Here is a 14,516-nt window from a genome sequence, read left to right on the forward strand (position 1 = left end):
CTCACCCGGAACCTGACCAGCATCGCCGGCAGGCACCTCCCGAATTCTCAATTCAAGCTATTGAACTAATTCTTCGACGTCAATACAAATGTTCAAAACTGGAATGCAGGTCAATCTCAAGGCCGCCTTCCCATTCAAAAAGGAGATCTGAAATGACCGCTTTCAGCATGCTTCATCTGTCCGACACACACCTGTCGGCGCGGATGAATCATTTTCGACGCAACAACGAACTCATGCTGGAAAGGCTGAAAGACGCTGATCACGATCTCATCATCCATACCGGCGACATCACGCTTGACGGCATTCGCCACGCGGACGATTTCGACTTCTGCCATTCGTTTTACAAGGGGCTGGACCGCGACATCCATTTCCTTCCCGGCAATCACGATGTCGGCGACAACCCGCGACTTTCCCGACCGGCCGGCGAAAACGGCAGCGCGATCGACGGGACCCGCATGGCTCGCTACCTCGCCCATTATGGCGAAGATCGCTGGGTGATCGATCGGGAACGCTGGCGCATTCTGGGCATCAATTCCCTGCTCATAGGCTCCGGCCCTGCCACGCGAGAGAGAGCAGAACGCGTGGGTGATGGAACAGCTGGCCGACCTCGGCGATCGTCATCTGGCACTGTTTAGCCATCAACCTTTTTTCATCGACGAGCCGGACCCGCTGGAACTCAGCTACTGGACCGTCGACCCCGAAGGCCGGGAGGGCCTGCGATTTCTGATGGAGCACCCCAATCTCAGGATGATTGCGAGCGGGCACCTTCACCAGCAGAGGGCACGTGAGTATGGCCGGACCGGTCTCATCTGGTGCCCATCAATCGCCTTCACCACCCGTGAAGAACTCGTGCCCGAGATGGGCGGCCAACGACAGGTCGGCTATCTCGAGCACATGTTCGAAGACGACGGAACGGTTGCGACGAGAATGTGCACGCACCCCGGGTTCGAAAACAGTCATCTCGATGACGTGATCAAGGTCGTCTACCCCTTCGCCGGATAGACGTCCGGTGCGGAGAATTCCGCGCGTTCAGGCCGGCTGGACGCGCGGCGCAGTCTCATTCTCCCAGAGCGCTGCGGCTGGAACGCTGCCCTGCCCCATCCAGTGTAGACAGGTTACGCTCGCGCTTCCGCTGTCGATCAGACTGTTTTCGTCACCATACTGGCTGGAATAATCCCGATCTGCCAATGGCTCGATGTCGGCGGAGTCCGCATCCTGACGATGAATAATGACGCGCTTGGCAACCTTGTCCCGCCCGATGCGCGCGGCACGCATGGGGGCCGGCAACTGGTGTGGGAGATTGACACTCAGCCAGTGTCCTTCATAAGCCCATTCGCTGCGCGTGCGCCAGAAACCTTCAATGCGATCTGCCAGCCATCGCAGCCCCGCTCCCTCAACCGGCCCGGCATCCCTCGGCATGGAAAACGCGATGCCCGGGATGCCAGCCAGCGAAGCCTCGCGGGCCACCGCCATCGTGCCGGAATAGGCAACATCCTCGGCAACGTTTCGCCCTTCGTTGATTCCCGAAAGAACCAGGTCGGGTGTTTCAGCCCCGTCGAAAACCCATTGCATGGCTGCAATAACGCAATCGGCAGGGGTTCCTGAACAGGCAAAGCGACGAGGCGAACGACGCTCTATGCGGAAACTGCGACGCAGCGTGATCGAATGACCATATCCGCTACGGTTTCCATTGGGAGCAATGGTCCAGACGTCATCGCTCAGCAGGGAGGCAGCGCGCTCCAGAACCGCCAGTCCCGGCGCATCGATACCGTCGTCGTTGGAAATCAGAATTCTCACAGAAGAGCCCCCAGATCATGACATTCGCTCGCTGAAGACCCCGGTCAAGGTGATCCCCCCGCATTATCCACGGCGCGAGTTTAGTCCATTTTTGAACATTTATACTTCTTTACGATGTTTTGTTCATTATGAAAAGTCCGATTGTGTGGTATGAAGACGCACCATCCCCAGCAGCGCATTCTTCCAGAACGGGCAACAACGTCGTGACAGCCAGGAAAAAAACCAAACGGACCAGCTTTCAGGCCAATCAGGAGGAACTCAAACTCCGCTGCGCCTGGCTCTACTATGTCGAAGGAATGACCCAGGAACAGGTGGCTCACAATCTGGGCATAAGCCGCCTGAAGGTGCTGCGTCTGCTCGCGGCCACGCGCGAGGATGGGACTGTTCAGATCATCATCAATTCACAGGCTCAGTCTTCGCTCGCTCTCCAGCGCGCGCTGGAGAAGCACCTCGGGCTGTTCGAAGCGATCGTGGTTCCGTCATCCGATCAAAGTGAATCGACCATTGCCGGCGTGGTTGGATATGCTGCAGCCCGCTTTCTATCCGAACAGGTTTCCGACGGCCTGTCGGTCGGCGTCGGCTGGGGTGGCGCACTGCAGGCATGCATGCGGGCCCTTACCTGGCACGAAGTCTCGGACATGACTGTTGTGTCATTGCTGGGCGGCCTGACACGAGCCTCGGTTCACAACCCGTCTTCGGTGGCCTGGCGCCTGGCCGATTTCTATCAGGCCGAACTCTATCAGATCACCGCCCCCGTGTTCTTGCCCGACAACAGTCTCGTGACGGCGCTGTGGGATCAGGCCGATTTTCGTGCGCTGCGCGAGCGCGCCCGCTCCGTCGATATCGCTCTTTTCAGCGTAGGAGACCTGAGCGCGCAGGCATCGATCTTCAGGCGCGGCATCCTCAGCACCGATGATGCCAAAAGCCTGCGCGATAGCGGTGCGGTGGGAGATGTGCTCTGCCACTTCATCGACAAGACCGGTGAGGTCATCGACCATCCGGTCAACCGGCGTGTCATGGCAATCAACCCCACCGACCTGATGCAGGTCCCGAAAGTCGTGATTGCCTCGGGAGGCGTGAGGAAGGTTCAGGCAATTCGAGCCGGTCTGCTCGCCACCGGTGCGAGGGTGCTTATCACCGATGTTGCTGCGGCCAATGCCTTGCTGGAGCTGCCTGCAATTGAAAGGACGAGTTCCTGAGGGAGCCGGCAGAGCCGTTTCGTTCCACCACATTGTGCTCCGCACGGCCTGCGCCGCCGTAAAGTGTAGCGAAAGCTGCGCTTTGATGGAAAGCGGCTGATCCCGCATTGTCCGTGGTCGCCGCGTGTCCGCTACATTTCACGCGTTCCACGACCATCCATACGATAGCGCGCTGGAGAGGCTGGCCAAAAGTTGCGGCTCTGCCGTTTCTGCCTTCCCCGGCGCGGAACGGCGACGCTTCGGGCGCTCACACGTCCTCTGCGGGCGGCTTTTTCGCGCCTGTCATGAGAGCGACCGCCTCCGACATCTCCACCTTCGCAGGATCGATGACACACAGGCGTTTTCCCAGCCGGTGAATATGAACCCGGTCGGCCACCTCGAAGACGTGGGGCATGTTGTGGCTGATGAGGATGATCGAAATGCCCCGCGCCCGGACATCCTTGATAAGGTCGATCACCTTCTGTGATTCCTTCACCCCCAGGGCCGCGGTAGGTTCATCGAGGATGACCACTTTCGAACCGAAGGTCACCGCGCGTGCGACGGCCACACCCTGTCTCTGGCCGCCTGAAAGCGTCTCCACGGGCTGCATGATGTTCTGGATTGTAAGGAGGCCCAGATCGCTCAGCTCCTTGCGGGCACGTTCGTTCATCTTCGCCTGATCGAGCATCCGAAAGACCGAGCCCAGAACCCCCGGCCTGCGCAACTCCCGCCCCATATAGATGTTTTCGGCGATTGAAAGCGACGGTGACAGAGCGAGGTCCTGATAAACGGTCTCGATGCCTGCGGAGCGGGCAGACTGGGGGTTTGTGAAGTGAACAGGCTGGCCGTCGAGAAAAATTTCCCCCGTGTCTGGGACGGTCGCGCCCGACAGCGCCTTGATGAGGGTGGATTTGCCAGCGCCATTGTCCCCGATGACGGCCAGAACCTCACCACGGCGCAGATCAAAATCCACACCATTCATGGCCACGACCCGGCCATAACGTTTGAATAGATTGCGCGCGGAAAGGATGGTGGCTGAAGAACTCATCCGGCAATCCTCCTGGCCCACTGGTCAAAACCGACAGCGATGATGATCAGGGCACCGATCATGAGGTATGTCCATTGCGGATCGGTGCCGAGCATGCGTAGCCCAAGAGAGAACACACCGACGATCAGCGCGCCGAACACACTGCCCAGTACGCTGCCGCGCCCTCCAAAAAGCGAGGTGCCACCGATCACCACGGCAGTGATCGATTCGATATTGGTGAATTGTCCCGCGGTTGGCGAAACGGAACCCAGCCGCCCGATCAGGGCCCAGCCGGCAATTGCACAGATCAAACCGGCGACCGTGTAAACCGAAATCAGCACTCCGCGGGTATTTATGCCTGCCAGTTGAGCGGCCACGGGGTCATCGCCCACGGCATAGACGTGACGCCCCCAGGCTGTCTTGTTCAGCACGAAATGTATGAACGCCGCCAGAAGCACCATAGCAATCACGCCATAGGTGAAAACGGCGCCGCCAATCCTGAAGCTTTCGCCAAAGAACTGGAGAATCGGCGCGTGTTCGGCGAGGTCCTGAGAGCGGATCGTTTCATTGGACGAATAGAGAAAATTGCTCGCAAGGACGATCTGCCACATTCCGAGCGTGACGATGAATGGTGGCAACCGCAACAGTGAAACCAGCATACCGCTCACGGCACCACAAAACGCGCCGGTTGCCAGACCGATCGCCACCGCGACCTCTGCCGGTATCCCGTAACGAAACGTGCAGTGCCCCATCACCACGGATGAGAACACCATGATCGCACCAACCGACAGATCTATGCCGGCGGTGAGAATGACCAGCGTCTGAGCCACGGCGACAATGCCGACAATCATCACCTGCTGCAGTATGAGGGTCAGCGCGAAGGCAGAGAAAAACTTTCCCCCCAGCAACAGTCCGAAGGCTGCAATGGCCAGGACAAGAACAAGCAGCGGAATCGCGGCCGGCTGTGCATGGACAAGGTTCTGAAACCGGTCGAGCAGTGTATGTCTGCCCCGGTCGAATGTCGTGAGATCGGCAAGTGGGTCTTTTTCGCGGTCCGCCATATCCGTCGAAACTGTTGCGCCTGCCGGCGTGGGTTCGTGCGATGTCATCAAGGTGTCTGCCGCCTGGGGTGTCTGGCCGTCACGCGGTTCGAACTGAACCGCGTGACCATTTTGAGGGACGGGTCGGCCCTTAGCCCCAGCAGATCCCGGCAGCCTCTTCGGAGTTGATCGATTCCAGCCCGTCAACGGGTTCTTCCGTCACCAGGTTAACGCCTGTGTCGAAGAAATCCTTGCCCTCGGTCTTCTGGGGCTTCGTGCCGTTTTTCGCCCATTCAACGATGGCCTCGACACCGTGAGATGCCATGCGCAACGGATATTGCTGCGCGGTCGCATTGATGACCCCGTCCTTCACGTTCTTGACGCCCGGGCAGCCACCATCAACGGCCACCACCATGACATCGCCTTCCCGGCCAAGGGCCTTCAGCGCCTCATAGGCACCGGCTGCGGCAGGTTCGTTGATCGCGTAGACGACATTGATCATGGGATCGATCTGCAGCAGATTCTCCATACCCGTGCGGCCGCCCTGTTCGCTTCCCTGCGAGACATCGTTGCCGACGATGCGGGAATCTTCTTCATCGCCCCACTTGTTCGGATCTTCGAGATCGATGCCAAACCCTGTCAGGAACCCCTGATTGCGCAGGACTCCGACGCTCGACTGGCTTACCAGCCCGTTCAGCAGACCGATCTTCGCATTCGCGGCCTCATCGCCAAGCGACGCCTTGGCCCATTTGCCGATGGCCTCGCCGGCAGCGAAATTGTCGGTGGCGAACGTGCCGTCGGCGGCATCGATCGGATCAAGCGGCGTGTCCAGCGCTAACACCAGAATGCCGGCATCCTGCGCTTTCTTCACGGTCGGAACGATGCCACGCGTGTCAGACGGGGTAAGCATGATGCCGTTGACCCCGTCGGCAATGCACGCCTCGATGGCCGAGACCTGACTTTCGCTGTCACCGTCGATGCGCCCGGCGTAGCTCTTCAGCTCCACGCCGAGCTCTTCCGCTTTCTGCATCGCACCGTTTTTCATGGCGACATAAAACGGATTGGTATCGGTCTTCGTGATCAGGCAGGCCGATATGTCAGCCGCCTGCGCATTCAAAGGGGCAAACGCAACCGCTGAAAACAGCGCCGCAATTCCAAGCTTCATCTTATTCATCACAGATCCTCCCGGTTCATAAATGCAATGTCCGCAGCACTCACACCGCGCGCACCAGATCCGTGCTTCCGGACATTTTTCGCGACGGCAGGTCTTCCTCTTGTCTGCCAGGCTTCACGCTCCACCCGCCTGGAAACAGACCCGCCCGAGAAACGTCGAGCACTCTCTGGTTTCGCCATCCTAGATTAAATGGAAATATTTGCAACGAATTACATAAATGTAATTATTTGCATTTAGTATGCGTCTCGCAGCAGGGCTCGGGCCGTCGTTTCGTCGGTTGCCACAACGTTCACCAACTTCCCTCTCACAGCGGCATCAATGGCAGCCACCTTGCTTTCACCATAGGCGACACCGACGCGCATCGGAATCTGGACAAACTGGTCCAGGAAGATCGACAGGGTTCGCTCTTCGAGGCCGGATTTCAAAGCGCGCCCCTCACCATCGTAGAACCGCGCGCAGATGGTGCCGACTCCCCCCTGCTTCTCGATGTCGGCGAATTGCTGCCGTGTAAACAGCCCGTCGCGAACACTCGACGATGCCGCGTGCAGCGAGCCGATGCCAACAAGTGCCATGCTCATCGAGCTGTAAAGGCTATTGATGTCCTGGAAGGCATCGGTGCTTCTGAGTGTAAGCGCAATATCGCTGCTTTCCACCACGGCCGGCAACGGCAGAATGCGCGCCTTGGCATCAATGGCATCTGCGAATGCGCGGCAGATCTGTGCCGTGTGGGTTGGCTCCTCCGCCTTCCCTACGCCGCCAATCAATGTCACGACCTGATGATCCCGTGATTTGGCCCTTCGCATTTCGGCAGCGACAGAGGCCACGGTCTCGCCGTTGGAAACACCGATTATGTCGCCTCGATGCATGTTCTGCGAGAGAAACCGCGCACAGGCACTGCCCAGAACCCGGCTGGTCTCGGAAGCCCCGTACTTGTTGATGACCACAACGGCATCACGCAGGTGAAAAGCCTGAGACAGCTCTTTCTCGAGACTGGTGTCGCGATGGAGGTTTTCAGCCACCCGTATTTCGACAATGCCGTGATCCATGGCGATCTGGAGATGGCGACTTACGGTCGCGACGGACACGCCAAGTTTCTCGGCAATCTCACTTTGAGAGAGACCCTGCTCATAACGCATCTGGGCTATCTTGATGACGGTTGCTTCATTTCTTGGCGGGCGCGGCATCACAGACTCCGGATCACTGAAGATGGTTGCCAGCCTGACCGTCTCAAACCCGATCCTCCGGCGGTACCCTTCGGACTTAAAATCAGGGGCCTGAAGATGCAAGTTTGGCAAACTCGGGCTTTAAAGCACGGTAGAGGGATCTGAACATTTCCAACCGTGGCTGATAGGCGGCATGCAACCGGACATCCGGGACGAACCTGTGTCGCACCACCGGCGGTTTGAAATGCTCCGGAGAGATCGACGTCTGAAAAGCGCAACGCGCCAGACGTGCAGCGCCCAATGAAGGCCCCATCTCCGAAACATCGCTGGTTTCCAGCACGACGCCAAGAATGTTGGCGATCATCTGCGCCCAAAATGGCGATCGGGCACCGCCCCCGATGAGGGCAAATGATGCCGGTGACTTCCCGTCGCCACCCAGCACGTCCAACCCGTCTGCCAGAGAGAATGCGATAGCCTCCATCATGGCTTGCGCCAGGTGATGCGGTCGGGTCTCGGCAGACATACCAACAAAGGCCGCTCGCGCTGCCGCGTCGTTGTGAGGGGTGCGTTCACCTGCAAGATATGGCAGGGCAAGCACATCACACGGGCCGGCATAATGTGCTTCAACGGTCTGGAGCATCGCGCCCACACGCTCGTCATGGCCTGTCCAGCGGGCAACCGCTCCCAAGGCGCTTGCCCCGTTCAACACTGCCGCCATATTGAACCAGACACCTTCCAGCACATGGCAAAAGGAATGAACCGTGTGAGGTGTGTTGGGAGCGTAGGCCGTGTGGCTGGTCAACACCTGCGCCGAGGTTCCGATCGAGATCAACCCCTGCCGGGAGGAGACAGCGCCCACACCAGCCGCGCCCGCTGCAACGTCGCCGGCTCCAACTACCACCTGAACATCGTCGCGCATGTTCCAGCGCGAGGCCAGGTCGGCCTTGAGGACGCCCGCAATGGAAGCGGATTCACAGACTTCCGGGAATGCCAGCCGGCTCGCACCGCAAGCCTCGACAGCCTGTTTTGACCATTTTCGATGCCGTTCATCGAACAACCAGGAACCGGCGGCCTCGGAGGGGTCGGTCGCATGCTTCCCCACAAGCTTGAAGCGAAGATAGTCCTTGGGAAACGAAAGCCGCCTTGCACGTTGAAATGTTTCGGGCTCATTTTCCGCGATCCAGGCCAGTTTCGGCCCCGTGAAACCAGCCATGGGAAGAACACCAAGCTGATCCGCCAGTTCCGGATGATCCGCATTCAGGCGCCCGGCGATCGCTGCCGCGCGCGAATCGTTCCAGAGGATCGCCGGACGGACCGGTTCGTCTGCCTCATCCAGCAGCAGGCAGGCGTGCATATGGCCTGAGAAGCCAATCGATCTGACGTCGGCGAGAAGGCGGGGTTTTTCGGCGGCAAGCTCGGCGAGCGCGTCGAACACGGCGTCCACCCAGTCGGCGGGATTTTGCTCCGACCAGTCCGGACGCGGGTAATGTGTCCGGATCGGCCGGGTTGCAGAGAGCTGAACGCGTTCTGCCTCATCGACGATCAGCAGTTTTGCCGATGAGGTTCCCAGATCGATACCCAGATACATAGCGCCCGCATTCAAAGATTGACATCAGCCGGTGTGGGAAAGCCCCGTAGCGCGCGATTATCGCGGCACATGGCGCCGGCTTGTCAAGCCGACGCCCGTTCGCGCCTAGACCGGGCAAGCCGCTCCATGATCTGTCGCGCGATGGGCTCGACCGTCAGGCCTTTCTCTTCAAACACTTGCGGGCCGGGCGCCGACAGACCGAAATCATCGATCCCGATGGCCTGATCCCGATGGCCGACATACTGTGTCCATCCGAAACGCGAAGCGGCTTCTATCGAAAAGCGAACGGCATCTCCGAGAACATCCTGTTGATAGGCGCTGTCCTGCTCATCGAAACGTTCCCAGCAGGGCATGGAAACCACGGCGATCCGGTAGCCCTCCGCCTGCAGGACGTCCTTTACGGCGAGCGCAAGCGCGACTTCGGTGCCCGTGGCAAGCAGCGTTGCGTCACGCGGCCCCTCCGATGGCGAAAGCACGTATCCGCCGCGCCTGGCGGGCATATGATCTTCAGCGACCGTCCGCACCTGCGGGGTCGCCTGTCTGGACACGATCATTGCCGCCGGACCATTCCGGTTTGCCGCATCATACCAGCACTCCAGAGCCTCGATGGCGTCCGCAGGGCGATACACGTTCAAGCCGGGGATGGCACGCAGAGAAGCCAGTTGCTCGATCGGCTGATGGGTCGGTCCATCCTCACCCACGCCGATGGAATCGTGACTGAAGAGGAACACGACGGGAAGCTGCATCAGGGCAGCAAGGCGCAATGAAGGCCGACAATAGTCGCTGAACGTCAGATATGTTCCGCCATAAGGGAAAACGCCTCCATGAGCCGCCATGCCGTTCATCACGGCGGCCATGGCGTGCTCGCGCACCCCATAGCTTACATGATTGCCTGAATAGTCGTTCGGAATGATCGGTCGCATGTTTTCGGCTGCAGACAGAACACTTCCCGTGAGATCGGCTGAACCGCCGACAAGCTCTTTCAGATCCTGAAGCAGGAGACCGCATGCACGCTGACTTGATTTGCGCACCGGCTCCCTGACCGGGTTGGCCACCAGATCCGCGATTGCCCCGGTGAAGTGCGCTTCAAGTTCATCCGGCCGCCGGCCCTCCATTGCCGCAGCGAACGCGTCTCCACGGCCAGACGCCGACAGGCGCTTCAACCAGTCATGTCGCAGGTCCCTGCTGCGCTGCCCGGCCAGACGCCACGCATCCAGTATGGGCTCGGGAATCTCGAACGCTGGCGCCTTCCAGCCCAGACCCGCTTTCAATCCGGCAACCTCCTCGGCGCCCAGAGGCGCCCCGTGCGCCACCGACTTTCCTTCCTTGGTCGGCGCTCCATAACCGATGCGGGTGCGGGCAGCGATAAGCGTCGGTCTGTCACTTTTGGCTGCGAATGCGAATGCGTTCTCGATCTCTTCCATATCGTGGCCGTCGATGCGGATCGTGGCCCAGTTCGCCGCCTCGAAACGCTTGATGTGATCTTCCGATGTTGCGACGCTCGTTGCCCCGTCGATGGTCGTCGCATTGTCGTCGAAAACAAGGGTCAGCTTCGCAAGCCCCAGATGCCCGGCAAGAGAGATGGCCTCCTGCGCCACCCCTTCCATCAGACAGCCGTCTCCACAGAATGCATAGGTACGGTGATCAACCAGTTCGTCGCCGAAACGCCCGTTCAAAATGCGCTCGGCGAGCGCCATTCCAACCGCATTCGCGACGCCCTGGCCCAAGGGGCCGGTTGTCGTTTCCACCCCGCGGGGATGACGGAACTCGGGATGTCCGGCTGCGATGGAGCCGCGCTGGCGAAAACGTTTAATATCCTCAAGAGAGATGCCCGGGTACCCGGAAAGGTAAAGAAGCCCATACTGAAGCATGGACCCATGGCCGTTCGAAAGGACAAATCGGTCGCGATCATGCCAGTCGGGATCGGCGGCATCGAATTTGAGAACCCGGGTGAACAGAACACTGGCAAGGTCGGCCATGCCCAATGGCATCCCAGGGTGACCCGACTGGGCATTCTCCACCGCATCCACGGCAAGCATGCGCAGGGCGTTCGCCAAATCTCTCAAACACGTGCCATCTTTTATCACAGCGCCGTTCGCCGCATCCGCACCCATTGCTAAGCTCCCTGGCAATCGAACAAGTGCCTGTTGGCGTATCTCATTTATGCATTCAATTGCAAGAAATTATTATTATCGCAAAAATTTGCATTTATTGCCGTATTGATGGCACGCGGTCGCCGCGGCCCGCAGACCCACTGCGTTTGGCCTCGGTTGGAAATCCAGTGTTCCTCGTGCGGGGCCTCATCGGCGGGCAGATCGCCATCGAGGGGCGTGCCTTTGGTCGCCAGAGGGAAAGGTGCATGCCGCGCATTGTCAGCCGGTCACGCCTGGCCAGTCGTGCCAATGTTATACCCTGATGCGATAAAACGCCGGCGGTTCGGCTCGAGATCGTCGCCCATGTCTTAGGTACAATCTGTTACCTATGTCTCCGGGCTGTACAGTGAAGAATTGGTGGAGCCAAGGGGAGTCGAACCCCTGACCTCTTGAATGCCATTCAAGCGCTCTCCCAACTGAGCTATGGCCCCACACTCCGGCTTTCCGCCGGTCGCCGTCTCCGGCGAAGAGGTCCGGTGGGCCCGTCGGGCCAACCGTGTGCGGCTTCTAAACCCGCCCGGCGGGAAGATCAAGCCCCGATTTTCGCCTCTGCGTCATCTTGTGCCGCCGGCTGGGGAGATTCTTCCCGCAGATCCTGAAAAATCAGGTCTCGTCGTCGTCGTCGCCAACGCCGATAAGGTCCTTCACGTCGTCATCGGCGTCGTCTTCCTCATCGTCAAGGAATGTGTCGTCATCGTCGCCGATATCGACATCGTCATCATCGTCGCCGTCGATATCGGGGATATCGGCCTTCTTGGGCGAAGCCACTTCTTCGTCAGCATCTTCGAGCGACACCACTTCAGCCGCAGCTTCCTCGCCGTCCAGCTCCTTTTCCTCCACGACCTCTTCTTCTTCGACAGTGGTATCTCCGCCTGCCTCGAAATAGTCGCGCGGATAGGTCTTGCCCGTATAGGGCGAGACGATCGGATCCTTGTTCAGGTCGTAGAATTTACGGCCCGTCTCCGGGCAAACGCGTTTTGTTCCAAGTTCCGGTTTAGCCACCTTGCTGCCTCATCGTCTTGCGGTCGGCCCAGCCTGCGACGGCTCCATCGCGGCCGGCACCGGAAGCGCTTCCTGCCTTGTTGAAAATTTTGGTCCCCATAACGGCAAGTCACCTAGCTGTCAAAGCCTAATCCTCACCCTGGAGGAGTCTTTCTGCCGAAGGCGCTCCGTCTTTTCAACCCCAATAGGACAACCCCCATAACGTTCTTGCGTCAAGCAGGGGATGACCGGCCATTCTCATCATGCTAGAGCCAGCGGAATAAATCCTCGAATAATCTGCCGGTCGGCAGAACGCCTATCATCAGGGACCAGACGATGCATACCACCGAGCCGCGCCCCATGAGCGCCAGCAAATCAGACGCCCTTTCGGGCCGGGGCCCGTGTACCCGGTGACAAGTCGATTTCGCACCGGGCGCTGATGTTTGGCGGGCTGGCCGCCGGCGAGACACGGATTACCGGTCTCCTGGAAGGTGAAGACGTCCTGCGCACTGGCGAGGCCATGAAGGCCATGGGTGCGACGATCGAAAAGCGCGGCGATGAATGGATCGCCACCGGCACCGGAAATGGCGCCCTGCTGGAGCCCGGCGAGCCACTCGATTTCGGCAATGCCGGCACGGGCGCGCGCCTGACCATGGGGCTCGTGGGCTCCTATGACATGACGACACGCTTCATTGGCGATGCATCGCTCTCCAAACGCCCCATGGGCCGCGTGCTCGACCCCTTGAAGGAGATGGGCCTGCAGGTGGTTTCTGCCGAGCCGGGCGACCGGCTGCCGATCACGCTGCGCGGGCCGAAACATGCAGCCCCCATTTCCTACCGCGTGCCGATGCCTTCCGCGCAGGTGAAATCGGCAGTGCTGCTCGCCGCGCTCAACACGCCGGGCGTGACCACGGTGATCGAACCTGTGGCCACCCGCGATCACACCGAGAAAATGCTTGCCGGCTTCGGTGCGGCACTAGAGGTCGAGACCGATGCCGAGGGCGTGCGTCACATCCGCATCGAGGGACAGCCGAAGCTCGTCGGTCAGACCATTGCGGTTCCCGCTGATCCGTCTTCAGCCGCGTTTCCGCTGGTGGCCGCGCTCATCGTGCCGGGATCCGACGTGGTGATCGAGAGCATGCTCATGAACCCCACGCGAACCGGTCTCGTCACCACCCTGATGGAGATGGGTGCCGACATCGAGATTCTGGAGCGCCGCAACGAAGGCGGTGAAGATGTGGCGGATCTGCGCGTGCGCGGCTCCGAACTCAAGGGCGTGACCGTGCCGGAAGAGCGCGCACCCTCCATGATCGACGAATACCCCGTTCTTGCCGTGGCAGCTTCTTTTGCCGAGGGCGATACGCTGATGCAGGGGCTGGAAGAGCTGCGCGTGAAGGAATCCGACAGGCTTTCCGCCGTGGCAGAAGGACTCAAGGCCAATGGTGTCGATTGCGAAGAGGGCGAAGCCTCACTTCGGGTCACCGGCCGTCCCGGCGGCAAGGGCCTGGGCGGTGGCACGGTCAAGACACATCTCGACCACCGCATTGCCATGAGTTTCCTCGTCATGGGATTGGCCACCGAGAAGCCCGTGACCATCGACGACCAGACGATGATTGCCACCAGCTTTCCCGATTTCACCGCGCTCATGACGCGGCTCGGAGCGCAGCTGGACTGACATTCGCATCAATTTAAGGGAGGACGCACAATGAGCGCAGAGAAGGTGGCCATGATCATTGGCGGTGGCAGCGGCATGGGTGCCGCCGCCGCGCGCAAACTGGCGGAAAGCGGCTATCAGGTGGCCGTGATGTCGTCCTCCGGCAAGGGCGAGGCGCTCGGCAAAGAACTCGGTGGGCTGGGCTTCACCGGCTCCAACCTTTCCCCGGACGACCTCAAGCGCTTCACCGACGCAACGACGGAGCGTTTCGGCCGCATTGACGCGCTGGTGAACGGCGCCGGCCACGGGCCGAAGGGTGATGTGCTCGATCTATCCGACGAGGACTGGCACCGCGGTATGGATTTCTACCTGCTCAACGTGGTGCGCGCCACACGGCTCGTCACACCCATCATGCAGGCGCAGAAATCGGGCTCCATCGTCAACATTTCCACCTACGCTACCTTCGAGCCGGAAGCGATGTTTCCCACATCAGGCGTGTTCCGCGCCGGGCTTGCCGCCTTCACAAAGCTTTTCTGCGACAAATATGCGGGCGAGAACCTGCGCATGAACAATGTGTTGCCGGGCTTCATCGATTCCCTGCCCGAAAAGGAAGAGCGCCGCTCGCGCATTCCCATGGGCCGCTACGGCACGGTGGACGAGGTGGCCGAGCTCATCGCCTTTCTCGCTGACGAGAAATCCGGCTACATTACCGGCCAGAACATCCGTATCGATGGCGGCATCACGCGTTCGGTATGACGGGC

Annotated in this window: 12 protein-coding genes, 1 tRNA gene and 1 pseudogene; 5 read left to right on the forward strand and 9 right to left on the reverse strand. The window is 59.9% G+C overall.

The genetic code is table 11. The features are described from left to right. Positions 1-152 precede the first annotated feature (152 nt). Both AB2N04_RS02180 and AB2N04_RS02185 read left to right on the forward strand, forming a co-directional pair. Positions 153-635, forward strand: a complete 483-nt coding sequence (locus AB2N04_RS02180; protein WP_367716745.1) for a metallophosphoesterase — start codon at positions 153-155, stop codon at positions 633-635. Continuing rightward, on the forward strand, positions 589-1,002 hold the full coding sequence (locus AB2N04_RS02185) for a hypothetical protein (protein WP_367716747.1): 414 nt from the start codon (positions 589-591) through the stop codon (positions 1,000-1,002). Before AB2N04_RS02180 ends, AB2N04_RS02185 begins: the two co-directional genes overlap by 47 nt. A gap of 27 nt (positions 1,003-1,029) precedes the next feature. Here AB2N04_RS02185 and AB2N04_RS02190 read toward each other — a convergent pair whose 3' ends face one another. Beyond that, positions 1,030-1,797: a 5'/3'-nucleotidase SurE gene (locus AB2N04_RS02190; protein ID WP_367716749.1), complete on the reverse strand. Its 768-nt coding sequence runs from the start codon at positions 1,795-1,797 to the stop codon at positions 1,030-1,032. Between the two features lie 203 nt (positions 1,798-2,000). Between AB2N04_RS02190 and AB2N04_RS02195 the strand changes: the two genes are divergently transcribed. After that, positions 2,001-2,996, forward strand: coding sequence for a sugar-binding transcriptional regulator (locus tag AB2N04_RS02195; RefSeq protein ID WP_367716751.1), 996 nt, complete (start codon positions 2,001-2,003; stop codon positions 2,994-2,996). Between the two features lie 247 nt (positions 2,997-3,243). On the opposite strand, the gene AB2N04_RS02200 is transcribed toward AB2N04_RS02195, so the two are convergent. The 8 genes from AB2N04_RS02200 to AB2N04_RS02235 all read right to left on the reverse strand — a co-directional run bounded on the left by AB2N04_RS02200 (position 3,244) and on the right by AB2N04_RS02235 (position 12,122). Beyond that, complete coding sequence (locus AB2N04_RS02200; RefSeq protein ID WP_367716753.1) at positions 3,244-4,023, reverse strand: ATP-binding cassette domain-containing protein; 780 nt, start codon at positions 4,021-4,023, stop codon at positions 3,244-3,246. Continuing rightward, positions 4,020-5,063, reverse strand: a complete 1,044-nt coding sequence (locus AB2N04_RS02205) for an ABC transporter permease (RefSeq protein WP_367718710.1) — start codon at positions 5,061-5,063, stop codon at positions 4,020-4,022. The genes AB2N04_RS02200 and AB2N04_RS02205 overlap by 4 nt, the downstream gene beginning before the upstream one ends. A 130-nt stretch (positions 5,064-5,193) precedes the next feature. Next, entirely contained in the window at positions 5,194-6,207 is a 1,014-nt protein-coding gene (locus AB2N04_RS02210) for a sugar ABC transporter substrate-binding protein (RefSeq protein WP_367718711.1), read from the reverse strand. A gap of 242 nt (positions 6,208-6,449) precedes the next feature. After that, the gene (locus tag AB2N04_RS02215; protein ID WP_367716755.1) at positions 6,450-7,400 is read right to left on the reverse strand and encodes a sugar-binding transcriptional regulator; all 951 of its coding nucleotides are present in this window, start codon (positions 7,398-7,400) and stop codon (positions 6,450-6,452) included. Between the two features lie 82 nt (positions 7,401-7,482). After that, on the reverse strand, positions 7,483-8,967 hold the full coding sequence (gene xylB / locus AB2N04_RS02220; RefSeq protein WP_367716757.1) for a xylulokinase: 1,485 nt from the start codon (positions 8,965-8,967) through the stop codon (positions 7,483-7,485). A gap of 83 nt (positions 8,968-9,050) precedes the next feature. Then, on the reverse strand, positions 9,051-11,024 hold the full coding sequence (tkt, locus tag AB2N04_RS02225) for a transketolase (RefSeq protein ID WP_367716759.1): 1,974 nt from the start codon (positions 11,022-11,024) through the stop codon (positions 9,051-9,053). A gap of 451 nt (positions 11,025-11,475) precedes the next feature. Further along, a tRNA-Ala gene (locus tag AB2N04_RS02230) sits at positions 11,476-11,551 on the reverse strand. Positions 11,552-11,723: 172 nt separating this feature from the next. Beyond that, positions 11,724-12,122, reverse strand: coding sequence for a TIGR02300 family protein (locus AB2N04_RS02235; RefSeq protein WP_367716760.1), 399 nt, complete (start codon positions 12,120-12,122; stop codon positions 11,724-11,726). Between the two features lie 315 nt (positions 12,123-12,437). Between AB2N04_RS02235 and aroA the strand changes: the two are divergent. Next, a pseudogene (gene aroA, locus AB2N04_RS02240) lies at positions 12,438-13,776 on the forward strand (3-phosphoshikimate 1-carboxyvinyltransferase). A gap of 30 nt (positions 13,777-13,806) precedes the next feature. Next, a complete protein-coding gene (locus AB2N04_RS02245) occupies positions 13,807-14,511 on the forward strand; it encodes an SDR family oxidoreductase (protein ID WP_367716761.1) in 705 nt (234 codons plus the stop codon). The last annotated feature ends 5 nt before the right edge of the window (positions 14,512-14,516 follow it).

This window comes from Nitratireductor sp. GISD-1A_MAKvit (genome assembly GCF_040819555.1).
Classification (GTDB): Bacteria; Pseudomonadota; Alphaproteobacteria; order Rhizobiales; family Rhizobiaceae; genus Nitratireductor.

Coding starts and splice junctions, on each gene's coding strand:
- AB2N04_RS02180 (WP_367716745.1), top strand. CDS start 153: ATGACCGCTTTCAGCATGCTTCATCTGTCCGACACACACCTGTCGGCG.
- AB2N04_RS02185 (WP_367716747.1), top strand. CDS start 589: ATGGAACAGCTGGCCGACCTCGGCGATCGTCATCTGGCACTGTTTAGC.
- AB2N04_RS02200 (WP_367716753.1), bottom strand. CDS start 4,023: ATGAGTTCTTCAGCCACCATCCTTTCCGCGCGCAATCTATTCAAACGT.
- AB2N04_RS02205 (WP_367718710.1), bottom strand. CDS start 5,063: ATGGCGGACCGCGAAAAAGACCCACTTGCCGATCTCACGACATTCGAC.
- AB2N04_RS02210 (WP_367718711.1), bottom strand. CDS start 6,207: ATGAAGCTTGGAATTGCGGCGCTGTTTTCAGCGGTTGCGTTTGCCCCT.
- AB2N04_RS02215 (WP_367716755.1), bottom strand. CDS start 7,400: ATGCCGCGCCCGCCAAGAAATGAAGCAACCGTCATCAAGATAGCCCAG.
- xylB (WP_367716757.1), bottom strand. CDS start 8,967: ATGTATCTGGGTATCGATCTGGGAACCTCATCGGCAAAACTGCTGATC.
- AB2N04_RS02245 (WP_367716761.1), top strand. CDS start 13,807: ATGAGCGCAGAGAAGGTGGCCATGATCATTGGCGGTGGCAGCGGCATG.